This is a genomic window from Arenimonas aestuarii, assembly GCF_054781715.1.
Genome location: NZ_BAAGTW010000004.1, coordinates 481,198 through 505,010 on the forward strand (window position 1 = coordinate 481,198; position 23,813 = coordinate 505,010).

The following is a 23,813-nucleotide window of genomic DNA, read 5'->3' on the forward strand; positions in this document are numbered from 1 at the left end:
CCGGCCGACGTAATCCACGGGAGAGTTCCGCGTGTTGCCATTGGTTGCTCTCGTGGGCCGTCCCAACGTCGGCAAGTCAACGCTTTTCAACGCGTTGACGCGCAGCCGTGACGCGCTCGTTCATGACGAACCCGGGGTCACCCGGGATCGCCATTATGGTTTTTGCCGGCTGGTCGAAGACCGGCCGTTCGGCCTGTGCGACACCGGCGGTTTGTCCGGTGACGAAGAAGGCCTGGCCGGCGCCACCGCGCGCCAGGCCCGTGCAGCCGTGGAAGAAGCCGACCTGGTGCTGTTCGTGGTCGATGGCCGCGAAGGTCCATCGGCGGTCGACGACGCCATCCTGGCCTGGCTGCGCAAGACCGGCCGCCGCTTCTTCCTGGTCGTCAACAAGGTCGACGGACTGGAATTGCAGCCGGTGCTGGCCGAGTTCGCGCGCTACGGCGTCGAGAAGGTCATCCCCGTGGCTGCGGCGCACCAGCGTGGCGTGCCCGAACTGCTCGAAGAGGTCATCCCGGCGCTGCCCGAGGACGGCGACGCCGCGGTGCTGGCGGACGACCCGCATCGCATCCGCATCGCGTTCCTCGGCCGTCCCAACGTCGGCAAGTCGACGTTGGTGAACCGCCTGCTGGGCGAGGAGCGCATGATCGCCTCCGACGTGCCCGGCACCACCCGCGATTCGATCGCGGTGGACCTGACCCGCGACGGCCGCGACTACCGCCTGATCGACACCGCCGGCCTGCGCCGGCGTTCCAAGGTCGAGGAAGCGGTGGAGAAGTTCTCCGTCTTCAAGACCCTGCAGGCGATCGAAAACTGCCAGGTGGCGGTGGTCCTGCTCGACGCCGGCGAAGGCGTGACCGAACAGGACGCCACCGTGCTCGGCCTTATCCTGCAGGCCGGCAAGGCGCTGGTCATCGCGGTCAACAAGTGGGACGGGCAGAGCAAGTACCAGCGCGAGCAGACCCAGGGCATGCTGGTGCGCAAGCTCTCGTTCTGCGAATGGGCCGAACGCATCACCATCTCGGCGCTGCACGGCACCGGCATGCGCGAACTCTTCCGCGCCATCCACCGCGCGCACGCCTCGGCGACGAAGGAATTCAGCACCTCGGAAGTCACCAAGGCCGTGGAAATCGCCTACCAGAGCTTCCCGCCGCCGGCCGTGCGCGGGCACGTCTCGAAGTTGCGCTATTGCCACCCCGGTGGTGCCAACCCACCGACCTTCATCGTGCACGGCACCCGCCTGCGCGTGCTCAGCGACAGCTACCGGCGGTACCTGGAAAACTTCTTCCGCAAGCGCTTCAAGCTCGTTGGCACGCCCATCCGCTTCATCTTCAAGGAAGGCGAGAACCCCTACGAGGGCAAGAAGAACCCGCTCAGCGATCGCCAGATCAAGGCGAAGCGACGTTTGATGCGGCACGTCAAGCGCGGGAAGTGATCGCGAGGGCGGACGTCAGCCTGGGCGTGCTGGCCGGAGGTCGCGGCGAGCGCGTCGGGGGGCGGGACAAGGCCTGGCTGTCGCGCGACGGCATGCCCGCACTGGACGCCCTGCTGCGGGAACTCGAAGACGCGGCATTCGGCGCGCGGCTTGCCAGCGTAAGGACGCCGGATCCGCGCTGGACAGAACGTGGTTTCGTCTGCGTGCAGGATCTTCGTCCGGACCAGCCGGGTCCGCTGGCCGGCCTCGAAGCACTGGCCGCCGCCTGCCCGACGCCCTGGCTGCTGGTCCTGCCGGTGGACGCCACCGGCCTGCCCGAATGCCTTTTCGACCGGCTCGCCGCGCTGGCGTCGCCGCAAGGCGCCTGGCTGCGTGATGCCGGCGGCCTGCAGCCCCTGCTGGGCCTCTGGCCGGCGTCGGGCCTGCTGGCTGCCTCGCGTTCGGCCCTGGACGCGGGTGAAGCCGCCGTACACCGCGCCCTCGCTAAGCTGTGTCCTGTCCAGCTCGACGTCTCACCCGCGCGACTGGGCAATGCCAATACCCCCGAGGCTTATGACCTACACCATGACGCCTGATTTCCCCACGCGCATCAGCTTCGACGAAGCCGCCGAGATCATCGACCGGGTCGCGGCCAGCCGCCGGCTTTCCCCCGAGCGCATCCCGCTGCAGCGCGGCTTGGGACGTGTGCTGGCCGAAGACGTGGTGGCGCCGATTGCATTGCCGAACTTCGACAACGCGGCCATGGACGGCTTCGCCGTGCACGGCCTGCCGATGCCCGAGCGCGGCTGGCAGCTGGTGGGGGAGCAGTTCGCCGGCGTCGACCGGGGCCTGGTGCTGGCGCCGGGGCAGGCCAGCCGCATCACCACCGGCGCGCCGCTTCCCGCCGGCGCCGAGGCGATCGTGATCAAGGAAAACGCGCGGGTCGAAGGCGACCGCCTTTACACCGACCAGGTACCGTCCGCGAATGACCACATCCGCCGCGCCGGCGAAGACGTGCAGCCGGGGACCCGCCTGCTTTCCGCCGGTGACGTGCTGACGCCGGCGCGCCTGGGCCTGGCCGCCGCGCTGGGGCTGCCGGAACTTTCCGTCGCGCGCCGCCCGACCGTGGCCGTGTTCACTACCGGCGACGAACTGCGGCCGCCCGGCCAGGCGCTGGCGCCGGGTGAGATCCACGACTCCAACCGCGCCCTGCTGCAGACGCTGCTGCTGGCCGAAGGCCTGGAGCCGGTGGCCTGGCCGATCCTGCCCGACGACCCGGCGCGCATCGCCGCGATGCTCGAGGACGCCGCGTTTTCCTTCGACCTGGTGATCACCTGCGGCGGCGTCAGCGCCGGCGAGAAGGACCACCTGCCGGCCTTGCTGCAGGCCCGCGGTGAAACCCATTTCTGGAAAGTGCGCATGAAGCCCGGCATGCCGCTGCTGTTGGGGCGGCTGGGGGAGTCGCTGCTGCTGGGCCTGCCCGGCAATCCAGTGTCGGTGCTGGCGACCTTCCTGACCCTGGGGCGCCGCCTGGTCGACGGCCTGCAGGGGCGCGCCGAGCCGCGCACGCGCTGGCGGGCGAAGCTCACCGAGGGCGTGCACAAGCGCCATGACCGGCGCGAATTCATGCGCGGGCGCCTGCAGGTGGACGAGCACGGCCAGCTGCTCGTAGTTCCCGATGCCGCCACCGGCTCGCACCGCCTGGCCGCCGCGGCCGGCAATGACGTGCTGCTGGTCCTGCCCGAAGGTGCCGGGGAGTTTCCCGCCGGCGCCGTGGTCGACTGCCTGCCTTGCGCGGCGGGTCGCGGCTAGACTGGCACGATGCCACCGATCGAAGAAATCACTCCCGCCGAAGCCCGTCGCCGCATGGCGCGCGGCAGCCGGCTGCTGGACGTTCGCGAACCGGACGAACACGCGCTTGGGCTCCCCGAAGGCGCGCTGCCGGTACCGCGGGCCACGCTGGAAGCCGAGCCCGGTCGCATCACGCCCGACACCGATGCCGAACTGCTGCTGATCTGCGGCAGTGGCCGCCGTTCGATGATGGCGGCGCAGGCGCTGCAGGCCCGCGGTTACACCCGCCTGTGTTCGGTGGCGGGCGGTTTCGAGGGCTGGTGTCGCGAGCAGCTGCCGACCACCGCCGGGGCACCGGACGACGCCGATTTCCTGGAACGTTATTCGCGCCACCTGCGCCTTCCCCAGGTCGGCCTAGAAGGGCAACGACGGCTGGCGGCGTCACGCGTGCTGCTGGTTGGCGCCGGCGGCCTGGGTTCACCGGCGGCGCTGTACCTGGCGGCGGCCGGTGTCGGTGAGCTGGTGGTCGCCGACGACGACGTGGTGGATCGCAGCAATCTCCAGCGCCAGGTGCTGCACACCGAAGACCGCATCGGCCAGCCCAAGGTGGATTCCGCACGCCAGGCCCTGCAGGCCCTCAATCCACGCGTGCAGGTCCAGGCCCGGCGGGTGCGGGTGACCGAGCAGACCGTCGACGCCCTGGTGCAGGCCGCCGACGTGGTGGTGGATGGCGCCGACAACTTCCCCGTGCGCTACGTGCTCAACGCCGCCTGCCTGCGTCATGGCAAGCCGCTGGTGTATGGCGCCGTGCATCGTTTCGAAGGGCAGGTCAGTGTTTTCGACGCGGGCCGCCGGCGCGGCGAAGCGCCCTGCTACCGCTGCCTTTTCCCGGAACCACCGGCCGCCGAAGACGCGCCAAACTGCGCAGAAGCCGGCGTGTTGGGCGTGCTGCCGGGCGTGATTGGCCTGCTGCAGGCGACCGAGGCCATCAAGCTGCTGCTGGGCATCGGCGAACCGCTGTCGGGGCGCCTGCTGCATTTCGACGCCCTGGCGATGCGGTTTCGTGAAACCCGCCTGCGCGTGGATCCGCAGTGTCCGGGCTGCGGTCCGGAGAAGGCATGAGGGAACAGAAGAATTACCGGGAACTGGCCTGCCGGGAATGCCGGGAAGGTGCCGGACTTGGTTTTTCCTTCACGATGGCGTTCCAGCCGATCGTGAGCCTGTCCCGGCGCGAGGTCTTTGCCCACGAGGCCTTGGTGCGCGGGCCGGGCGGGGAAGCCGCGGCCGAGGTGTTCAGGCACGTCAATGCCGACACCCGCTACCAGTTCGACCAGGCCTGTCGGGTCAAGGCGATCGAGCTGGCCAGCCGGCTCGGCGTGCCCGGCTACGTCAGCATCAATTTCATGCCCAACGCCGTCTACCGGCCGGAGCTCTGCATCCGGACCACGCTTGAGGCGGCGCGCACCTATGACTTCCCGATCGACCGGATCATCTTCGAGTTCACCGAAGTCGAGAAGGTCGAGGACCACGGCCACCTGCGCGAAATCGTGCAGCACTACCAGCAGCGCGGCTTCCTCACGGCTTTCGATGATTTCGGTTCCGGCTACTCGGGCCTCAACCTGCTGGCCGACGTGGCCTGCGACCTGGTGAAGCTGGACATGGCGCTGGTCCGCGGCCTGCCCGCCGACCCGCGGCGCTGCAAGATCCTGCGCCACGTGGTCGGCCTGTGCGCCGACCTGGGCGTGCAGCTGATCGCCGAGGGTGTGGAAACCCGGGACGAGCTTCGTTTCGTGCAGGACCAGGGCGTCGACCTGTTCCAGGGTTATTACCTGTGCAAGCCGGCGTTCGAAGCGCTTCCGGAGATCCGCTGGCCCGACTGAGGCCGGGCCGGCGGCATCCGCGCCAGTCAGGTGTCCGCGGCCCCGGCCGAGCCGGTCTTGCTCCCCGACCTGCCAAGGCGCAGCGCGTTGGCCACGACCGACACCGAGCTCAGGCTCATGGCGAGCGCGGCGATCATGGGGCTGAGCAGCAGCCCGGTCAGCGGGTAGAGCACGCCCGCGGCGATCGGGACGCCGAGCGCGTTGTAGAGGAAGGCGAAGGCCAGGTTCTGCTTCATGTTGGCCACGGTGGCCGTCGACAGCCGGCGCGCCCGCATGATGCCGAGCAGGTCACCCTTGACCAGTGTCACCTGGGCACTGGACATCGCCACGTCGGTGCCCGTACCCATGGCGATCCCGATGTCGGCCCCGGCGAGGGCAGGGGCGTCGTTGATGCCGTCGCCCGCCATGGCGACCCTCGCGCCTTCGGCCTTGAGCCGCTGCACCAGGTCGATCTTGTCCTTGGGCCGGACTTCGCCGTGCACTTCGTCGATGCCCAGTTCGCGCGCCACCGCGCGCGCGGTGGTGGCGCCGTCGCCGGTGGCCATGACGATGCGCAGGCCGGCGTCCTGCAGCGACGCGATGGCTTCGCGCGTCGATGCCTTGATCGGATCGGCTACGGCAAGCAGGCCGGCAAGGCGGCCGTCCACGGCCAGGTACATGACGCTGGCGCCTTCCTGGCGAAGCCGCTCGGCCTCGACCTTGAGCGGGTCGGGGTCGACGGACTGCTCCCGCATCAGCTGGGTGTTCCCGATGGCGAGTTTCCTGCCTGCCACGCTGCCGCGCACGCCGATGCCGGTGGAGGACTCGAAGTCATCGGGCGTCTCGAGCGCCAGCTTGCGGCGGCGCGCTTCGGCGACGATGGCGTCGGCCAGCGGGTGCTCGCTGCCCTGGTCGAGGCTGGCCGCCAGCCGCAGGACCTCGTCATCCGCGAAACCTTCGGCGGCGATCACGGTCCTGAAGGCGGGGCGACCTTCGGTCAGGGTGCCGGTCTTGTCCACGATGAGCGTGTCGATGCGGCGGAAATTCTCGATCGCCTCGGCGTCGCGGAACAGCACGCCACCCCGTGCGGCCCGGCCGGTGGCCACCATGATCGACATCGGCGTGGCCAGGCCCAGCGCGCAGGGGCAGGCGATGATCAGCACGGAAACACCATTGAGCACGGCGAACGTCCAGGAGGGTTCCGGACCCAGCAGTCCCCAGGCCAGGAAAGTCGCCACGGCGATCGCCAGCACGGCAAGCACGAACCAGAAGGCCACCTTGTCGGCCATTCGCTGCATGGGCGCGCGGGAGCGCTGGGCCTGGGCAACCAGTTGCACGATCTGCGACAGCACCGTCTCGGAGCCGACCTTTTCGGCGCGGATCACCAGGCTGCCGGCGCCGTTCATGGTCGCGCCGATCACGGCGTCGCCAACCGACTTCTCCACCGGCATGGGCTCGCCGGTCAGCATGGACTCGTCGACGTTCGACCGGCCCTCCAGCACGCTGCCGTCCACCGGCACCTTCTCGCCCGGCCGGACGCGCAGCCGGTCGCCGACATGCACGTGGCTGAGTTCGATGTCTTCCTCGCGGCCGTCGTCGAGCAAGCGGCGGGCGGTCTTGGGCGCCAGGCCCAGCAGGGACTTGATGGCCGCCGATGTCCGTGAGCGTGCGCGAAGCTCCAGCATCTGGCCCAGCAGGGTCAGCGAGACGATGACGGCGGCGGCCTCGAAATAAACGCCGATGCGGCCATGGTCCCGGAACGAGGCCGGGAACAGGCCGGGCGCCAAGCTCGCCACGACGCTGTAGCCGAAGGCGGCCGCGACGCCGATGCCGATGAGCGTCCACATGTTCGGGCTGAGATTGCGGATCGATTGCCCGCAGCGGACGAAAAACGGCCAGCCGGCCCAGAGCACCACGGGGGTGGTCAGGACGAGCTCCATCCAAGTGCGCGTCTGCACCGGCAGCCAGGCGTCGACGCGGTGCCCGAGCATGGCCAGTGCCAGTACGACCAGGGACAGGGGCAGGGTCCACCAGAACCGGCGGCTGAAATCGACCAGTTCGGGGCTTTCGTCGTCGTCGAGCGCGGGCATCTCCGGTTCGAGCGCCATGCCGCAGATCGGACAGTGGCCAGGTGCGGGCTGGCGGATCTGGGGGTGCATCGGGCAAACGTAGATCGTGCCCGGCGCCGCCGCTGCCGGGGCTTCCGGCGTGGGGTGATTGTGCGCGTGCGTGCTCATCGTTCCTCCTTTGCCGCAACCGGCAGTCGCCGGAGCTTGAGCAGGGCATAGATCGCCGGTATCACGACCAGTGTAAGCACGGTCGAGGACACCATCCCGCCCACCATGGGCGCCGCGATGCGGCGCATGACCTCCGAACCCGTGCCCGTGCTCCACATGATCGGCAACAGGCCGGCCATGATGGCCACCACGGTCATCATCTTCGGGCGGACGCGTTCCACCGCGCCCTCGACGATGGCGTCGGCGAGGTCGCCGCGGGTGAGCCGTTCGCCGCGGCTTTCTCGGGCCCGGGTGCGGTCCGAGAGCGCGTGGTCGAGGTAGATCAGCATCACCACGCCGGTCTCGGCGGCCACGCCGGCCAGGGCGATGAAACCCACCGCGACGGCGACGCTGAGGTTGTAGTCGAGCGCCCACAGCAGCCAGATGCCACCGACCAGGGCGAACGGGACCGAAAGCATGACGATCAGCGACTCGGTGACCCGCCGGAAGTTGAGGTAGAGCAGCAGGAAGATGATGGCCAGCGTCACCGGCACCACGATCTTCATCCTGGCGACGGCCCGCTGCATGTATTCGTACTGGCCGCTCCAGGTGGCGTAATAACCGGGTGGGAAGGTGACCTCCCGCGCGACGGCCTCCTGGGCGGCCTTCACGTACGCGCCGAGGTCGGCATCGCGCGTGTCCACGTACACGTAGGCCGAGATCAGGGCGTTCTCGGTGCGGATGCTTGGCGCGCCCTTGCGGATGCTGATGCCGGCCAGCTCTCCCAGGGGCACCTGAGCGCCGTCGGGGGTGGCCACGAGCACCTGCCGGGCGATGGCGTCGGGGCTGTCGCGCAGGTCGCGCGGGTAGCGCACGATCACGGCGAATCGCTCGCGCCCCTCGACGGTCGTGGTGACCCGTTCGCCGCCCAGGGCGGTCGCCACCACCGCCAGCAGGTCGCCCACGGGCAAACCGTAGCGCGCCAGCTGGTCGCGGTCGGGCTGAATGTCCAGGTAGAAGCCGCCGGTCAGGCGTTCGGCGTAGGCGCTGGTCGTGCCGGGCACCGTGCGCACCGCGGCCTCGATCTGGCGGGCCAGCGTCTCGATCCCGGCCAGGTCGTCGCCGAAGACCTTGATGCCGATCGGCGTGCGGATGCCGGTGGCCAGCATGTCGGTGCGCGCCTTGATCGGCATGGTCCAGGAATTGGCCACGCCCGGGAACTGCAGGGCCTGGTCCATTTCCGCGATCAAGGCGTCCACCGTCAAACCCTCGCGCCACTGGTCCCGCGGCTTGAGGTTGATCACGGTCTCGAACATCTCCAGCGGCGCCGGATCGGTGGCCGTCTGGGCACGCCCGGCTTTTCCGAACACCGACTCGACTTCCGGGAAGGTCTTGATGATGCGGTCCTGCTGCTGGAGCAGCTCGGCAGCCTTGGTCACCGACATCCCGGGCAGCGAGCTCGGCATGTAGAGCAGGCTGCCTTCGTCGAGGCTGGGCATGAACTCGCTTCCGAGTCGAACCGCCGGCCAGGCCGAGGCCAACATCACCACGAGCGCGACGACCAGCGTGGCGACCTTGTGCCGGAGCACCAGGGCGATCACGGGCCGATAAACGGCGATAAGAATCCTGTTCACCGGATTCCGGGCCTCGGGCAGGATCTTTCCTCGCACGAAGACCAGCATCAGCACCGGCACCAGGGTCACCGAGAGCAGGGCGCCGGCGGCCATCGCAAAGGTCTTGGTGAAGGCCAGGGGCTGGAACAGCCGTCCCTCCTGGGCCTCGAGTGCGAACACCGGCAGGAAGGACACGGTGATTATCAGCAGGCTGAAGAACAGGGCCGGGCCGACCTCGCGGCAGGCCTTGATGACCAGCTCGATGCGCGGCGTCCGGCCGCCGTCACGCTCGATGTGTTTGTGCGCGTTCTCGATCATCACGATTGCCGCGTCCACCATGGCGCCGATGGCGATGGCGATGCCGCCCAGGCTCATGATGTTGGAGTTCATGCCCAGCAGCCACATCGCCAGGAAGGCGATCAGGACGCCCACCGGCAACATGATGATCGCCACCAGCGCGCTGCGCACGTGCAGCAGGAAAACAAAACAGACGAGGGCGACGATCAGGCTTTCTTCCACCAGGGTCCAGCGCAGGGTGGCGATCGCCCGGTGGATCAGGTCGGAGCGATCGTATACCGCGCGGATGGACATGCCCTCGGGCAGGCCGGGGCCGATCTCGGCGATGCGCTTCTTCAGGCCGTCTATCACCGCCAGGGCGTTTTCGCCGTAGCGCGCCACCGCGATGCCGGCGACCACTTCGCCTTCGCCGTTGAGTTCGGCGATGCCGCGGCGCTGGTCGGGCACCAGTTCGACCCGCGCCAGGTCGCCGACGAGGACCGGCGTGCCGCCTTCGGCTTTCACCACCAGGTTCTCGATGTCCTCGATGCCGCGCAGGTAGCCGCGGCCCCGGATCATGTACTCGGTTTCCGCCATCTCGATGACGCGCCCGCCGACGTCGCGATTGCTGGCGGCGATGACCTCGGAGACGCGGGAGAGCGGCACGCCGTACTGGCGCAGGCGCCCCGGGTCCACCGTCACCGAGTACTGGCGCACGAAGCCGCCGACGCTGGCGATTTCGGCCACGCCCGGCGCCTTGGTCAGCTGGTAGCGCACGTACCAGTCCTGCACGGCACGCAGCTGGTCCAGGGACCACTGTTCGCCCTCGAGCACGTACTGGTAGACCCAGCCCACGCCGGTCGCGTCCGGCCCCAGGGTCGGCGTCACGCCCTCGGGGAGCTGCTTGGAGGCGACGTTGAGGTATTCGAGCACGCGCGAGCGCGCCCAGTAGATGTCGGTGCCGTCCTCGAAGATCACGTAGACGAAGGAGGCGCCGAAGAAAGAGAAGCCGCGCACGACCCGGGACTTCGGGACCGCCAGGAGGGCGGTGGTCAGCGGGTAGGTGACCTGGTCCTCGACGACCTGTGGTGCCTGGCCAGGCACCTCGGTGAAGACGATGACCTGCACGTCGGACAGGTCGGGCAGGGCATCCAGCGGCGTCCTGGCCACCGCGTACAGGCCGGCGGCGGTGACGGCGGTCGCCATCACCAGCACCAGGAAGACGTTGCGGACCGACCATTCGATCAGGCGGGCGAGCATGTCAGTGGTCTCCGTCGTGCCCGGCGTGCGGATCCGCTTCCGGCTCCGGGGCGGCGGCTTCCATCGACGCGGGTTCCATCGATTCGAGCGCCGCGCGCAGGCTGCTCTCGGCGTCGATCAGGAAGTTGGCCGACACCACCACGGACTCGCCGGCTTCGACGCCCGAAAGCACCTCCACCCACTCGCCGGAGCGTGCACCCAGCTCGACATCCCGGGGCACGAACCGGCCGGGCGCGGCCTGGACGAACACCCGCTGGCGCGTCCCGGAGTCGATGACCGCCGAGCGCGGAATCACCACGCGGCGCTGCCCGGCGCCGCCCGCCAGCACGACATCGCCGAACAGGCCGGGACGGATCACGCCATCGGGATTGGGCAGGACGATGCGCACGCCCACGGTCCGGCTCGCCCGGTCCACGAGGGGCTGGATGAAGCTCACCTCGCCGTCAAAGTGTTGCCCCGGCAGGCTGGGTGTTTCGAAGCTGGCCTTGTCGCCGATGGCCAGCCCCGCCGACGCGGAGGTCGGGACATCGGCGACCACCCACACCGTGGAGAGGTCGGCCAGGCGAAGGACCGTCTGCCCAGGTTCGAATCGGTCGCCCTGCACGACAAGCTTGTCGACCACGACGGCGTCGGCGGGCGAGGAAACCACGAGTCCCGCCTCGTCGCCGCGGCGCGCAACGCTCGCGCCCGAGACCTCCCAGTTGCGCAGGCGGGTGCGGGCGGCATCCCGCAGTTGGCGCATGAGGGCGGCGCTGGCGGGGTCGCCCTGCGCCAGTTGGGTGGCGGCCGCGTCGGCGATGGCGTACTCGTCGCGGGCGGCCGCCAGGTCCGGGCTGTAGACCGCCATCAGGGGCTCGCCCCGGCGGACCATCATCCCGGTCTGGTTGGCGTACAGGGTTTCGATCCAGCCTTCGAAGCGCGGCGCGACGGCGAACTGGCGGGTTTCGTCGATCTGCACCGAGGCACTGGCGCGCACCGTGCCCGGGAGCGCCTCGCGCACGGCCAGCTCGGTACGCACGCCCAGCAGCTGGACCTTGCCGGGCGACAGGACGACGGTCCCGGGCTCGGGGTCGGGCGCCTCATCGGCATAGACGGGGAGGTAGTCCATGCCCATGGAGTCCTTCTTGGGCACAGGCGAGGTATCGGGCAGGCCCATGGGATTGCGGTAGTAGAGCACTTCGCGTTCGGCCGGCGCCGCTTCGGTGGCGGCTGTGGCCGCGGGCGCGGGCGCGAAGGCGCGCCCGCTCCACCAGCCGACGGCGAGGGCTGCGCCGACCGCGATGGCCAGGAGGGTCCAGTGGCTGCGGTTCATTCGATACTCCCGAGCAGGGCGCGCACGGCGGCGGCGCCAATGAGTTCATCGCGACGGGCATCAACCCGCGAAAGGTCGGCGCCTTGCCAGGCCTCCAGGGCTTCGAGCACGGTGCCGAAGTCGACCTCGCCGACGCGGTAGCTGGCGAGCGCGGATTCGAAGTTGGCATGCGCCTGGGGCAACAGGGTCTGTTCGATCAGCTGGCGCTGCTCGCGGGCGCTGCGGGCGCGGGCCCAGGCGCGGCCCAACTGGCCTTGCAGGGCAATGGCCGTGGCTTCGGCGCGTGCCCGCGCCGCGTCGCCCAGCCGCAGGGCTTCGCGTTCGCGCTCGCGCCGCGCGCGCTGCTGGAGCGGGATTTCCACCTCGAACATCAGCTCGTGGGTATCGGCGCGCTCGTCGCGCTGCATGAGCCCCACGCCCAGCGTGAGGTCGGGCAAACGCCGGCGGTGCTGGAGGCGGGCGGCGGCATCGGCCGCGCCGGCCATCGCGTCGCTGGCTTCGATTGCCGGATGCCGGGACCCGGCCAGCAAGGCCAGGGCCTCGCCGAGCGAGGCGGCGGGCAAGGCCAGCGCGGGCTCGCCGTCGGGTTCGGCCAGGGGCGCATCGGCGGGCCGGCCCAGGCTTGCGTTCAATCCGGCCATGGCCTCTTCGCGGATCGCCATGCGCTGAATGCGCTGTGCCTTCAGGGTGGTGCCGGCCACCTGTGCGCGGATGGCGTCCTGCTGTGCCGCCACGCCGAGGGAGTAGCGGGAGCGGGCGACTTCTTCCATCCGTGCCAGCAGATGGACCTGCCGGTCCAGGACATCCACGCCCGCGCGGGCATGCCAGAAGCGCACATAGGCCTGTTCGGCCTGGGCCAGCAGGTCCAGGGCGGCCGCGTCGCGCTCGAAGCCGGCGGCATCGGCCTGCTGTCGCGCGACCTCGCGTGCCAGGCCACGTTTGCCCCAGAGCGGAATGGGCTGCCTGACGCTGTATTGCGTCGCCCCGAGCCCGCTCGTGTCCTGCAGCCGGAGCTCGACCCTGGGATCGGGCAGGGCGCCGGCAGGATGGATGCGTGCCTGTGCCGCCTCGGCCTCGGCCTGCATCGCCCGCAGCTCAGGGTTGTTCGCCTTCAGCCAGTCGCGCACCGACGCCAGGTCGGCGCCGGGAAGCGGCGTGCCGGCGAAGCTCGCGGGTGCGAGACCCAGCAGCGCGGCCAGTGCCAGCACCCGCAATGCACCGGTAGGCGGCGGGGTGGGGCGGGGTGATGGTGTGGAACGGGTGAACCGGGATCTCATGTCGATCGCCTTGCACGGCTGCAGGCCACGTGGGCCACAGGAGTGGGTCGGACGGCAGCGGCCGCGGAGCGCGGCCGAACCGATGTCGCGGGCATCGGCGCACGGCGGCGCCGGCCGGCCATCGGCAGGCGATCAGATCAGGAGAAGACTGGCGGGGTGTCGGGTAGGCCGGTGCCAGGACCGCAGCGGCCCGGGGACCTGGGCGGCGGCGGGCTGCCGCGGCAGGTGCCGCAGGTGCATGACCGGAATGACCGGCAGGGGGCCAAGGGCCGGAACGGCCAGGGTCCGGGCCACGTCGGAGCTCAGCTCGCTCCGGCCGCAGTGCGTGTCGCAGACGGCCGAATCGTCGGGGGCCGGGGACGATGAACCGTGGCAGGGCGCCGCGTCGGTGTCGGCGGTATTTGCGGCCATCGCATGGGCGTCCTGCATCGCCATGCTGGCCAGGGTGCAGGCCGGGTGGCCGGCCAGGGAAAGCTGCGACCACAGCAGCGCGACCATCGCCAGGATGGCGAACGTTACAGGCCGGCGCTGGCGTCGGAAGTGCTTCATCGCAGCCCGTACATTACTCCCTCTGGCGAGGCGGTGGCTTGATCCGCATCAACGCCGGGGCGGCGCCCGTCGCGGGCTCAGCGCAGCCAGTTCGCCGCCGCTGCACCCACGGCCGCTACCAGTCCGGTAGCGACGGCTACCCGCGCCACCAGCATGCGCCGGGCAGCTGGTTCGAGGCCGCCCACGGGTTCGCCCGGTGGCGCGACGTCCGGCCGCTCAAGCAGCAGGGCGACCATCGCGTCCACCAGGGCCGGCGGGAAGGAATGCGGGTCGAAGCCGCTGCGGCCATGGCGGGCCAGCAGCAACTGCACTTCGGGAGCATTGGGCACGTGTTTCATGGCCCACGCGTCGAAGCTGGGTTCGTCGATTTCGCGCCGGTCGAGCAGGCGCACGTCGCGGTGGCGTTCGTCTGCCGAGAGCCGGTCGTAAAGGGCCTGTACCTCGGCCTCGCGCCCCTCGAGGCACTGGAAGAAGCTGCCGTCGGCGAAATACAGGCCACCGAAGATGCGCTGCCGGGCATTGTTGCGCCGCGACTGCACCAGGATGCGGGCGACCTCGGGATGGATCCCGGCGCCGTCGCGGATGGGCGGGAAGGTGGAGCGGCTGGCGTAGACGATTCTGATATGGCGGGACATGGGGCACCTGACCGGAGTTTCAGGCCTGCAGCTTGCCCCCGTGCGCGCATTCAGGCCGTGAAACCGGGTCAGGTCATTTGCGAACTTTCTTCAAAGGCCAGTCGGCGCGTGCCCGCCTGGATCAGGACCGGCTCGAGCTTCGCGTGCTCTTCATCGCTGGCATCCACGACCACCAGGACCCGGCCCGCCTTGACCTCGTCCTCGAACTTCTGGCGAACCGGGTCGGGCAGGGCAGAGCCCATCAGCGCCGCCGACCAGGTGCCCGCGGCCGCGCCCACCGCAGCGATGGCGGCGGCACCGGCGAGGGTGACGCCGAGCGGGGGGATCGCCACGGCGACCAGTCCGGCCACCAAGCCGGTGGCCCCACCGCCGAGCGCGCCCTTGAGCGCCGCCGGCATGAAGTCGGTGCGCGACTCGCGGAATTCTTCCGGGATGACCTGCATCTCCAGGTCGGAGCGTGCGATCAGGGCGATGTCCTCGTCAGCGACGCCGGTCCGGCGTAGCGCGCCGACGGCGCTGGCGGCGACATCCACATCCTCCGCGAGGAATACATGCTTGGTCTTCATGACACGAACCTCCATGGTTCCCGAAGTGAATGAAGTCTTGCACGCGGGCTGTTTCCCGAGGGTGAACGCTGTCTGCGTGCACGTCGCGACTAGCGCGATTCCAGATCGTCGATGAGTGCCTTCATCTCCGCGATCTCGCGTTCCTGCGCCGCGATGATCTCGTCGGCGAGCTGGCGCACGCGTGGGTCTTCGATGCGGGCGCGCTTGCTGGTGAGGATGGCGATGGAGTGGTGCGGGATCATCGCCTTCATGTAGGACACGTCGTCCACCGTGGACTGGCTGCGTACCAGCCACAGGCTGCCGGCGAAGCCCGCCACGGCCAGGCCCAGGATGGCCAGGTTCAGGCGTTTGTCCTTGTACATGCTCAGCATGAATCCAAGCATCACCAGGGCCATGCCGGCGACCATGATCACCGTCATCCAGGCGCGGGTCTGGCTGAAGAAGACGTGGCCCATTTCGTAGGTGTGCAGGTACATCAGCCCATACATCAACAGGCCGGAGGTGAGCAGCATCAGCGCGAAGCGAACGTAGGGATTCATGCGGACTCCTGATTGGCATGGTTCGTGGATTGAATTAAACACCTTCCAAGTTCCGTACCAACCGGGAGGGCGCCATGCCGCGAGGAGACAAATCCAGCTACACCGACAAGCAAAAGCGCAAGGCTGGACACATCGAAGAAAGCTACAAGGAGCGCGGCGTGTCGCAGGACGAGGCGGAAAAGCGCGCCTGGGCCACCGTCAACAAGGAGGACGGCGGCGGCAGGAAGTCCGGCTCGGGGCGCAAGAAGTCAGCCTGACCTTGGAAACTGCACGACGTCCCTTGCAGCTTGCACGGGGCGGCGGCCCGTGATCTTCACCAGACGAGGTCGTCGGGCACCTTGAACTGGGCGTAGTAGGCGTCGTCTTCGGACGAGGGTGCGTCGCCGGTTCCGGCATTGGGCTTGCCATGGTCGAGCACCACGAGGCTGGGGTCACGCTCGCTTACCTTTTCGCCGGCCGCGCGCGGCAACAGCACGTAACGATCGTCCAGCCGGGCGATGACCAGGTGGCCGGCCGAGAGCTTGCGGCGCAGTTCGTCGCTGACCAGTACCGTGCGGATGGCACCGTCGGCGGTGAAGCGGTATTCGCTTTCGCCTTCGGGCGGCAGCTTCTTGTCCTTGATGATCTGGCGCGCCTGGGCCTTGAGCTCGGCGGCCTGCGTCCTGGCTTTCTGTTCGGCGGCCAGGGCGCGGTCGCGGGCGACCTTCTCCTCGCGCACGCGCTCGGCTTCGCGACGGATGTCGTCCGGATCCTTCGTGCCCTTGCCGTGGCGCGCCTTGTCCTGCTCGCGGGCGACCTGGGCGACCTTGGATTTCTTGGCCAGGCCGGCCTTGAGCAATTGTTCCTGCAGGGGATTGGGTTTGGCCATGGCGGCATTGTACCCGCGGCGTGTCAGTGCTCGTGCGGCGGCGAGCCGGAATCGTCGTGCGCCGCCGGTTCGGGATCGGGGGCGTCGTGATCGTGTGGCGCCGAGCCGGCGTCATCGTGCGGTGCGACGTCGGCGCCGTCGTGGTGGTCCATCTGCTCGCCCGCCATGCCGGACATGCCGTCGTGGTGGGGCATGCTCTCGCCGCCGCCGTGGTCATGGCCGCCACTGCTGGCCACCAGGGCCTGGTATTGCCCTGGGGACATCTGCGGCATCTGTTGCAGGAAGGCGACCATGTTCCAGATGTATTCGTCGGGCATGCTCTTGCCCCAGGCAGGCATACCCGAGGCCTTGATGCCGTGTTTGATGACCCAGAATGCCCGCGCCGGGTCGGGCGCGCCAAGGTCGGCAAGGACGGGCGGCGCCGGATACAGGCCTTGGCTGAGTTCGGTGGCCGTCATGCCCGGGGCGAGATGGCAGCCGGTGCACATGGCCGCGTAGTTTCCCGCGCCCGACTTCAGCTGGGCTTCGTCGCCCAGCGGCGGAACGCTGACATCACGCGTGCGCACGGCGATGGCGCGGTCGCGCGCGGTTTCGATCAGCTTGAAGACGACGGTCGAATGCGGTTGGTCCGCGCCCGGGTGGACGGCACCAAAATAGAGTGCACCAGCCACGGCCGCGGCGACAAAACCCGTGAGGATCAGGCCAGTCTTGATGAAGGACATGGGTCGGCCTCCTGTTTGATGGGGGTGGAGTAATCCTCATTATGCAAGCGCGCAGGACGCGCCACGCCGCGGTTGATCGAAAAACCCCGTTACGGAATTTTGGGGTAGCCTCGGGGAACACGCAGCCCGCCAGGAGTGGCCATGCCTTACAAACAGGTCGGTAGCGAGCCGTTTTTCCGCCGCTATGCCTTGTTCCTCCTGGGGTTCGTGGTCCTGAGCTTTCTTGGCAAGGCCGTGCTCGACACCGCCGACCTGCCGCCACTGACGCCGCTGCACCATGTGCATGCGCTGACGATGGGCGCCTGGTTCGTTCTGTTTGCGATCCAGCCGGTGCTGGCCGGGCGCGGCAAGCTCGGGCTGCACCGGACCCTGGGGACCCTGAGTCCGCTGCTGGTCCTGGTCTTCCTGGCCACGGCGGTGGCGATGAGCCGCCTGAACTGGGCGCGCGTGGGTGATCCACTGGTCCCCACGGCCAATGGCATCAATCTGCTGATGTTCATCACGCTCTACGTGGCCGCAGTCGCCTGGCGCCGCCATGCCTTGGCGCACAAGCGCCTGATGCTTTACGCCACGCTGTCGCTCATGGGGCCGGCCGCCGGACGCATTCCCGAGATCCTGGACGTTTCGGTGTTCCTTGCCGCGCCGATCGTGCTGGCGCTGCAGGTCGCGCCGGTCGTGCACGACCGGCTGGTGCATGGCCGCGTGCACCCGGCGACCTGGGTGGGTTTCGGACTCGTGCTGGCCGCCATCCCGCTGATCCTCGGCCTCAGTGGATCGGCGGGCTGGGCAGGGGTGCTGGAGGCACTGCTGGGAACGCGGGGCGCCCAGTCAGGCTGAGTCCGGCGATACGGGCACGTGACCGCGCACTTGCTGCGGAGGCGGCCCTTGGCCGTAGGTGAGGGTCGTTCGTTCTTGGTTTCGGCGGATTGACTGCGCAGAGGGATGCTGCAGAAGCTGTCGATAAGGGTAGCTTATCGGGGGTTACGCCGGGCGAACTAACTGGCCAGGAGCGGCTGGGTTTCTGAAGCCAGCTAGCTAGCGGGTCCAGTCAGGCAAGCCCTAGGCTCCTCGTGTCCGATTGTCGACGCGCATTTGAAACGCGCGGATGTCCACTCTTGACCAGACGCCTGCGCGATGAAAAGGGTCGGACTCGTTGAAGTTGCGGGCTTCGGCGATATCGGCGGCCTCGACAATGAACAAACTCCCGATCATGGTTTCTGCATCTGCACCCAATAGGGGGCCCGATATCACGGTGTTGACCGCGGCGTTGACAAGGTAAGCCTTGTGGGCCTCGTAATTCGCGAGTCTTCTGGAGAGCGCGTCGGAGTGATCCAGGCAGTGAATCGCGTAAAGCATGAATCACTCCTTGGCGTGGGGTGGGCTCGTTAGTGTAGCGGGGGCAAGTCAAAGACCAGGACTTCGGCATCGAGCCCCTTTTCGATGGCGACCAGCGATTCGTCCTTGAATTTGAGTGCATCACCAGACGCCAGGCGCTGCCCGTTCACGACCAGTTCGCCCCGAATCAGGTGGACATAGCCCAAGCGACCGGAGTCAAGCTCCAGTTTCGCGCTTTCTGTGCCATTGAAGAGTCCGGCATACATGCGCGCGTCCTGATTGATCGAGACCGATCCTTCGGCCCCGTCATTGCTCACTACAAGGGCCAGCCGCCCGCGCTTGTCTTCGGCACTGAAATGCTTCTGGTCGTAACCGGGCCTGGTACCCGTGAACTTCGGGATGATCCAGATCTGCAGGAAGTGTGTAGTGCCGGCGGAGCTGTAGTTGAACTCTGAATGTGTGATCCCCGTGCCAGCGCTCAGCCGTTGCACTTCGCCAGGTACGATATTGGCGGCATTGCCCATCGAGTCCTTGTGGCCGAGCGAGCCTTCAAGCACGTAGCTGATGATCTCCATGTCCCGGTGGCTGTGCGTGCCAAACCCTTGGCCTGCCTGAACGCGGTCTTCGTTGATCACCCGTAGCGGGCCCCAGTGCACGTGCGCGGGGTCCTGGTAGTCGGCAAAGGAAAAGCTGTGCCATGAATCGAGCCAGCCGTGGTTGGCATGGCCGCGTTCACTGGCGGGGCGCAGGGTGATCATTGCGCACCGCCAATGGCGCTGCGCGCGCCCAACGAACTCGCGGTGCGACGGTTGGACAGCCAGCCGTCAACGCTGAAACGGCCACCGCCGTGCGCGGCCAGGACCAGGAAGCCACCCGCGATGGCGATGTTCTTGAAGAAGTTGATGAACTGCATCTGGTCATCCAACTGGAAATGGAAAAGGAGGGCACTGGCGATTGTGAATGCGGCCAGGCCCAATGCGGCCCAGCGGGTCAGAAACCCAGCGGCCAAGGCGAAGCCGCCGACAATTTCGGCAAAGATCACGATCGGCAGCAGGGCGCCCGGAACGCCCATGGCTTCCATATAGCCTTGGGTACCTTCGAAGCCAGCGCCGAGCTTGGCGAAGCCCGACAGGATGAATATGGTGGAGAGGCCGAACCGGCCGACGAAGTTTGTGGCATGGGTAAGGGCTTTCATGATGGAGCTCCTTTGGAGGTCGGCAGACCGGGCCGGCGGGGTGCCGTGCCTGCGGTACGTCTGACATGGCGCAAAATATAGACGTCATCACTGACGGCATCAATATGCATATGAAATCACCTATCGTTGCATTTGGAACAACAATGGTCGAATTCGATGCAAGCCCGAGCCAGAAGCGAGCTATCCGGTAGCCAATTGACCTGCCCCCATTTTCCAGTTCAGGTTGCGGATGCCAAATTGCGAGAAAACACGCTCCCGGATGAAAGTGCCTAGTCCCTCTCGGTCTGTAGTCGTTCAAGGAGAATGCGCTTGATCACTGCGGTGGCCTCGGGGGTGCCGTGCACGCCGTGATCGCCCGTAAGTAGCACGGTGCTGCCAGTTGGCCAAGACGCACTCTCCAGCGAGACGACGCCATCACCGTCGTCTGGGTTAAGAGGGTCCTTTATGCCGATGATTGAGTGGACCCGAACGCCGCCAGCAACTGGGAGGCCGCTTGCCGCCATGGCCACTGGTTGCGTGGGGGAGAGGGTGTCGAGACTTCCCGGGCCCCCAGTGATGTAGATTTCCCGCAATCTGGGGTGAACGCTGATTGGATCGGATTGCGCTAACCGTGCCAAGTAGTCCAAGGCCAATCCCGGGCCACCAATGAAGCGACGCGCGACTCGCGCCAGGAGCCCTTCTGCCCGGTCACTCCCGCGATGCGGCGCGGCAATGAGAATGATCTCATTCAATCCGTCAAGGCGAGTGAACTCAAAAAGGGCGCGAGCGGACCGGATGTCTCCCTCAGTACCATTGATTGCCTCTGGGGGAGCTAAGAAGGCAGCATCCCAAAGAGAAGTTCCCGAATCGGTTGCCAATAGCCTTGTCAGGACGCCGCCCATGGAATGGCCAATGGCCACCATTCCGCGATCGGCTCTGGCCAGCCTTGGGAAAACCCGTTGATGGAAGTTCTCGATCTCCGTGGCCAATTGCTGTCGATTGTGCAGAAGCGGCAGGCCAGTCGGGTAACGAACCAGCCAGAATTGAAAGTGCTCGGCAATGTCCGGATCGCCTTGGAGTTCATTGACCATGTTTGCCCATGTCATCGGGCTGCTGGCGAGGCCGTGAATTAGAAGGACGGGCGTCTTGGATTGATCCACTGGTGCCAGCAACCGGACTTGGGGCCGTTGGAGATCGGGCGAGGGGCCACGCAACCCCTCCCACCAGCCAAGTTCGCTTTCGAAAGCCATGGCGGCACTGGCATACGCCGCACTCGTGTCTCGGGCCAGTTCGATGTCACCAAAGGCGGTAGAGAAAACGCCTCGGTGACTGGCGTCCGTGACCACGAGATGAACACTGTCGCTCAGTTCTGAAAATTCCGCGCGAACATTGACCGCAAGCGCAAAGGGCTGTGCGGGGAATGCGGTGGCGCCTCCATCAGCATGTCCGAACGCCACCGCGGCAACGCCGATTCCATCCTCAATCTGGCGCGTCCTTAGGCCGGTTGGCGACAACACTTCTGCGCCAACAATCCGTTCAACGGAGCGGACGGGGAATGTTCGTGAATCTACTTGCCATCGTAGTCGAGTCGGGTCTTGGTCGACGAGACCTAGGAGACCTGCGGTGCAGGCGTTGTGGAGCCGAAGGGTTAGGTGAGACCGGCTGTCTAGTGCACTCCTCCGGCCCTCCATGGTCGGAGACATTAGATACCGATAGGTAAGCTCGACGCAGCGGCCCAGCGCTGATTCTGGGCTGGGCGTCTTGCGCGCGTGCCGATAGAGCACGTCGGACGCAGCCAGCAGGCGACTAGCCTCCCGGACCGTACCGTCCGCATCAAGGATAGCCTCTGCGCACGTCGGCCCAGGGCTGGAGCACTCCTTGGTCAGGCCAAGCATCGAGATTACTTCGCGAGCCGTCGCTGATGGGCGTTCTTCCAGAACCAAGCCATCAACCCGTCGATCAGGTACGCCGCCAGGTATCTCACGCAAAGAAATCGTGCTGCAGGCCCCCAAGGAGATCGGGCCGAGCAACGCGACTGCCGCGAGGAGCCAGGTCCTTACGCCGGTCACGGCATTCCCTGATCGGGAGGCAACTGATACACCATCGAGTAGACCTTATCGGCGGCAAGTCTTGGGTGGCGGGAATCCTACACCTCGCTGCGAAGGGATTCGCAATGGACTGGGTGAGGGATATGCTGAAACATCGGCCTTCTGGGTTTTGGGGGGCATCGCCTCTGAGTTGGATGGAGGTCGGTGGTACCAGGAACTACTGTGGCTGCACAAATGGAGGGGCCGTGGATAAGATTGAAGCCATGCGTGTGTTCGTAGAGACAGTCCGCGCCAACGGGTTCGCCGCGGCTGCGCGGAAGTTGGATATTCCGCGATCGAAGGTAAGCAAGCTAATTCAGTCTCTTGAGGAGTCGTTGGGTGTCCAGCTGCTCATGCGTACGACACGAAGCATTCGCTTGACTGAGGCAGGCGCAGCTTACTTTGAGTCCGTCCAGGATGTCCTGTCCGCCCTAGATGAGGCGGAAGATCGGGCTCGGGTCAATTCGGCGGGCCTTAGGGGGAGCGTTCGATGCAATGTACCCATCTCCTTTGGATTGCGAGTTCTCACGCCACTAATCCCGGAGTTCCACGCTGAGAACCCAGACGTAGAGCTCCAGTTGTCGTTGACGGATCAGATTGTCGATCCGGTAAGTGGCGGGTTTGATCTAACCATTCGGATTGGCGAACTCAAGGACTCATCATTGGTAGCTCGACAGATGATGCCGGCGCCGAGGTGCTTGGTTGCGTCGCCGGCATTCGTAGCGAAACACGGTGTCCCTCGTGAGCCTAGGAGTTTGGCTGAACTTCCGTTTCTCAACTACGGATGCCTGCAAGGTGGGATCACGCTGTCGTTCTCACGGCAAGCACAAGTACAGCGAGTGAGAACGCGTGGTCCGATTATGGCGGACAATGGCGATTTCCTCGCGATGATGGCCGAAGCCGGGCTCGGTGCCGCGCTGCTTCCCGAGTTCATTGTGCGCGAGTCGCTGACTTCCGGGGCGCTGGTGGCTCTACTGGAGGACTGGCATGCGCCGCCGGTCGCCGTGCACGCTTTGTTTCCGCCGTCTCGGAACATGCCCTTGCGCGTCCGGCGCTTCGTGGATTTTCTAATGGAGTCGCTACAGCCGCGGATGGGTCGGAAGCGCAGCTGAGCCATCAACTGTTTCTATTTTGGAGACAGTGTTGTCGAGGTTCTCGACTATATCGACGAGTGGGTACGGCCTACTCTCCGTTCAGCAGCCTGAATATTCCGGGCTGTTTACAAGGAGAACGACGATGCTCAAGGCCACCGCTTCCCCCGGCAAGGCGCTGCTGACGCCGACTGACCACACACTCATCCTGATCGACCATCAGTCGCAAATGGCGTTCGCCACGAAGTCGATCGACCCGGTACTCCTTCGCAACAACGCGGCCCTGGTCGCGAAGGCGGCGGCTGGATTCGGTGTCTCGACCATTCTTACGACTGTCGCCGAAAAGTCGTTCTCTGGACCGATGTTTTCCGAGATCAAGGCCGCCTTTCCCGGTGTGGCGGCATTGGACCGCACGTCGATGAACACTTGGGAGGATGAGCATGTGATTCGCGAGGTCAATCGCATTGGCAAGAACCGAGTCGTTCTTGGTGGGCTCTGGACCAGCGTGTGCATCGTGGGTCCCGCCCTGTCGGCGCTTGACCAGGGCTTTGAGGTCTACGTGATCGCCGACGCCTGTGGCGACGTTTCTGAGGAGGCCCACGATCGCGCTATGGATCGCATGGTTCAAGCAGGCGCGCAACCCATGACCAGCCTCCAGTACCTGCTCGAACTTCAGCGCGACTGGGCACGCACAGGCACCTATGAGCTTACGACCGGCATTGCCAAGGTCAACGGTGGAGGCTATGGCCTGGGCATTGACTATGCCAAGTCCATGTTTGGCGCCTCGGAAGGCCACTAGCCTGCCGTGTCCGAGGAACTCGGAAAACTGCTGCTTCGCCTGGTTGCCGGTGGCTTCTTGCTGCCGCACGGCCTGGGCAAGTTGACAGGATGGTTCGGTGGCCCAGGGCTGAGTGGGTTCGTCGGTGAGCTCGCCCACTTTGGAATTCCCGGTGGGCTGGCCGTGGCCTTCCTGCTCGCGCTGGTGCAGACGATGGCCGGCCTTTTCGTTCTGGCTGGCCTCGCAACGCGCGTGGCCGCCGCCGTTGGCGCGGGATTCCTCCTGTACACGGCTTGGCTGGCGATTCCCAATGGCTGGTACTGGATGCACCAGGGCACTGAATTTCCATTGTTCTGGGCGCTGGCGCTGGTTTCGATCGCCTTGCTGGGCCCCGGGGCCCTGTCGGTAGATGTAATGCTGAGGAGGGGCCGACATGGGAACCCTTCATGATTCC

The 23,813-nt window shown here is 66.9% G+C and carries 23 protein-coding genes and 1 pseudogene; 10 read left to right on the forward strand and 14 right to left on the reverse strand.

Annotated features, from left to right (window positions below; genetic code table 11):
• Positions 1-31: 31 nt before the first annotated feature.
• From der to ACYVJH_RS03100, 5 genes are read left to right on the forward strand one after another with little or no spacing between them, the layout of a single operon-like run.
• Positions 32-1,432 (forward strand): ribosome biogenesis GTPase Der, encoded by a 1,401-nt coding sequence (der, locus tag ACYVJH_RS03080; RefSeq protein WP_460453185.1) that lies wholly within the window; start codon positions 32-34, stop codon positions 1,430-1,432.
• Positions 1,429-2,007, forward strand: a complete 579-nt coding sequence (mobA, locus tag ACYVJH_RS03085; RefSeq protein ID WP_460453186.1) for a molybdenum cofactor guanylyltransferase — start codon at positions 1,429-1,431, stop codon at positions 2,005-2,007. The genes der and mobA overlap by 4 nt, the downstream gene beginning before the upstream one ends.
• Positions 1,997-3,223 (forward strand): molybdopterin molybdotransferase MoeA, encoded by a 1,227-nt coding sequence (locus ACYVJH_RS03090; protein ID WP_460453187.1) that lies wholly within the window; start codon positions 1,997-1,999, stop codon positions 3,221-3,223. The genes mobA and ACYVJH_RS03090 overlap by 11 nt, the downstream gene beginning before the upstream one ends.
• A 9-nt stretch (positions 3,224-3,232) precedes the next feature.
• Positions 3,233-4,324 carry a molybdopterin-synthase adenylyltransferase MoeB gene (gene moeB, locus ACYVJH_RS03095; RefSeq protein WP_460453188.1) on the forward strand — a complete coding sequence of 364 codons (1,092 nt, stop codon included), beginning with the start codon at positions 3,233-3,235 and terminating at the stop codon, positions 4,322-4,324.
• Complete coding sequence (locus ACYVJH_RS03100) at positions 4,321-5,082, forward strand: EAL domain-containing protein (protein WP_460453189.1); 762 nt, start codon at positions 4,321-4,323, stop codon at positions 5,080-5,082. The genes moeB and ACYVJH_RS03100 overlap by 4 nt, the downstream gene beginning before the upstream one ends.
• Before the next feature lie 26 nt (positions 5,083-5,108).
• Here ACYVJH_RS03100 and ACYVJH_RS03105 read toward each other — a convergent pair whose 3' ends face one another.
• From ACYVJH_RS03105 to ACYVJH_RS03140, 8 genes are all read right to left on the reverse strand, one after another.
• On the reverse strand, positions 5,109-7,220 hold the full coding sequence (locus ACYVJH_RS03105) for a copper-transporting P-type ATPase (RefSeq protein WP_460454259.1): 2,112 nt from the start codon (positions 7,218-7,220) through the stop codon (positions 5,109-5,111).
• A 74-nt stretch (positions 7,221-7,294) separates the two neighbouring features.
• On the reverse strand, positions 7,295-10,426 hold the full coding sequence (locus tag ACYVJH_RS03110; RefSeq protein WP_460453190.1) for an efflux RND transporter permease subunit: 3,132 nt from the start codon (positions 10,424-10,426) through the stop codon (positions 7,295-7,297).
• Between the two features lies 1 nt (position 10,427).
• Positions 10,428-11,738 carry an efflux RND transporter periplasmic adaptor subunit gene (locus ACYVJH_RS03115; protein WP_460453191.1) on the reverse strand — a complete coding sequence of 437 codons (1,311 nt, stop codon included), beginning with the start codon at positions 11,736-11,738 and terminating at the stop codon, positions 10,428-10,430.
• A complete protein-coding gene (locus tag ACYVJH_RS03120) occupies positions 11,735-12,946 on the reverse strand; it encodes a TolC family protein (protein ID WP_460453192.1) in 1,212 nt (403 codons plus the stop codon). The genes ACYVJH_RS03115 and ACYVJH_RS03120 overlap by 4 nt, the downstream gene beginning before the upstream one ends.
• A 201-nt stretch (positions 12,947-13,147) precedes the next feature.
• On the reverse strand, positions 13,148-13,564 hold the full coding sequence (locus ACYVJH_RS03125; RefSeq protein WP_460453193.1) for a hypothetical protein: 417 nt from the start codon (positions 13,562-13,564) through the stop codon (positions 13,148-13,150).
• Between the two features lie 77 nt (positions 13,565-13,641).
• On the reverse strand, positions 13,642-14,199 hold the full coding sequence (locus ACYVJH_RS03130; protein ID WP_460453194.1) for a BLUF domain-containing protein: 558 nt from the start codon (positions 14,197-14,199) through the stop codon (positions 13,642-13,644).
• A 68-nt stretch (positions 14,200-14,267) separates the two neighbouring features.
• Positions 14,268-14,765 (reverse strand): hypothetical protein, encoded by a 498-nt coding sequence (locus ACYVJH_RS03135; protein WP_460453195.1) that lies wholly within the window; start codon positions 14,763-14,765, stop codon positions 14,268-14,270.
• An 89-nt stretch (positions 14,766-14,854) separates the two neighbouring features.
• Positions 14,855-15,304, reverse strand: a complete 450-nt coding sequence (locus ACYVJH_RS03140) for a DUF305 domain-containing protein (RefSeq protein ID WP_460453196.1) — start codon at positions 15,302-15,304, stop codon at positions 14,855-14,857.
• Between the two features lie 74 nt (positions 15,305-15,378).
• Here ACYVJH_RS03140 and ACYVJH_RS03145 point away from each other — a divergent pair.
• Positions 15,379-15,549 (forward strand): annotated as a pseudogene (locus ACYVJH_RS03145) (HupB); the annotation flags it as partial.
• 68 nt (positions 15,550-15,617) lie between these two features.
• Here ACYVJH_RS03145 and ACYVJH_RS03150 read toward each other — a convergent pair.
• Both ACYVJH_RS03150 and ACYVJH_RS03155 read right to left on the reverse strand, forming a co-directional pair.
• Complete coding sequence (locus tag ACYVJH_RS03150; RefSeq protein ID WP_460453197.1) at positions 15,618-16,172, reverse strand: DUF2058 domain-containing protein; 555 nt, start codon at positions 16,170-16,172, stop codon at positions 15,618-15,620.
• A 23-nt stretch (positions 16,173-16,195) separates the two neighbouring features.
• On the reverse strand, positions 16,196-16,894 hold the full coding sequence (locus ACYVJH_RS03155; protein WP_460453198.1) for a c-type cytochrome: 699 nt from the start codon (positions 16,892-16,894) through the stop codon (positions 16,196-16,198).
• 141 nt (positions 16,895-17,035) lie between these two features.
• Here ACYVJH_RS03155 and ACYVJH_RS03160 point away from each other — a divergent pair, with 141 nt between their 5' ends.
• Positions 17,036-17,731 (forward strand): hypothetical protein, encoded by a 696-nt coding sequence (locus tag ACYVJH_RS03160; protein WP_460453199.1) that lies wholly within the window; start codon positions 17,036-17,038, stop codon positions 17,729-17,731.
• A 222-nt stretch (positions 17,732-17,953) separates the two neighbouring features.
• Here the strand turns inward: ACYVJH_RS03160 and ACYVJH_RS03165 are convergent, their stop codons facing one another.
• The 4 genes from ACYVJH_RS03165 to ACYVJH_RS03180 all read right to left on the reverse strand — a co-directional run bounded on the left by ACYVJH_RS03165 (position 17,954) and on the right by ACYVJH_RS03180 (position 20,920).
• Complete coding sequence (locus ACYVJH_RS03165; RefSeq protein ID WP_460453200.1) at positions 17,954-18,250, reverse strand: YciI family protein; 297 nt, start codon at positions 18,248-18,250, stop codon at positions 17,954-17,956.
• Between the two features lie 29 nt (positions 18,251-18,279).
• Positions 18,280-18,987, reverse strand: a complete 708-nt coding sequence (locus tag ACYVJH_RS03170) for a pirin family protein (RefSeq protein ID WP_460453201.1) — start codon at positions 18,985-18,987, stop codon at positions 18,280-18,282.
• On the reverse strand, positions 18,984-19,424 hold the full coding sequence (locus ACYVJH_RS03175) for a DoxX family protein (RefSeq protein WP_460453202.1): 441 nt from the start codon (positions 19,422-19,424) through the stop codon (positions 18,984-18,986). The genes ACYVJH_RS03170 and ACYVJH_RS03175 overlap by 4 nt, the downstream gene beginning before the upstream one ends.
• Before the next feature lie 269 nt (positions 19,425-19,693).
• A complete protein-coding gene (locus ACYVJH_RS03180) occupies positions 19,694-20,920 on the reverse strand; it encodes an esterase/lipase family protein (protein ID WP_460453203.1) in 1,227 nt (408 codons plus the stop codon).
• Between the two features lie 794 nt (positions 20,921-21,714).
• Between ACYVJH_RS03180 and ACYVJH_RS03185 the strand changes: the two genes are divergently transcribed.
• From ACYVJH_RS03185 to ACYVJH_RS03195, 3 genes are all read left to right on the forward strand, one after another.
• Positions 21,715-22,602: a LysR family transcriptional regulator gene (locus ACYVJH_RS03185; protein ID WP_460454260.1), complete on the forward strand. Its 888-nt coding sequence runs from the start codon at positions 21,715-21,717 to the stop codon at positions 22,600-22,602.
• 124 nt (positions 22,603-22,726) lie between these two features.
• The gene (locus tag ACYVJH_RS03190; protein WP_460453204.1) at positions 22,727-23,380 is read left to right on the forward strand and encodes a hydrolase; all 654 of its coding nucleotides are present in this window, start codon (positions 22,727-22,729) and stop codon (positions 23,378-23,380) included.
• 6 nt (positions 23,381-23,386) lie between these two features.
• Positions 23,387-23,809 (forward strand): DoxX family protein, encoded by a 423-nt coding sequence (locus ACYVJH_RS03195; RefSeq protein ID WP_460453205.1) that lies wholly within the window; start codon positions 23,387-23,389, stop codon positions 23,807-23,809.
• The last annotated feature ends 4 nt before the right edge of the window (positions 23,810-23,813 follow it).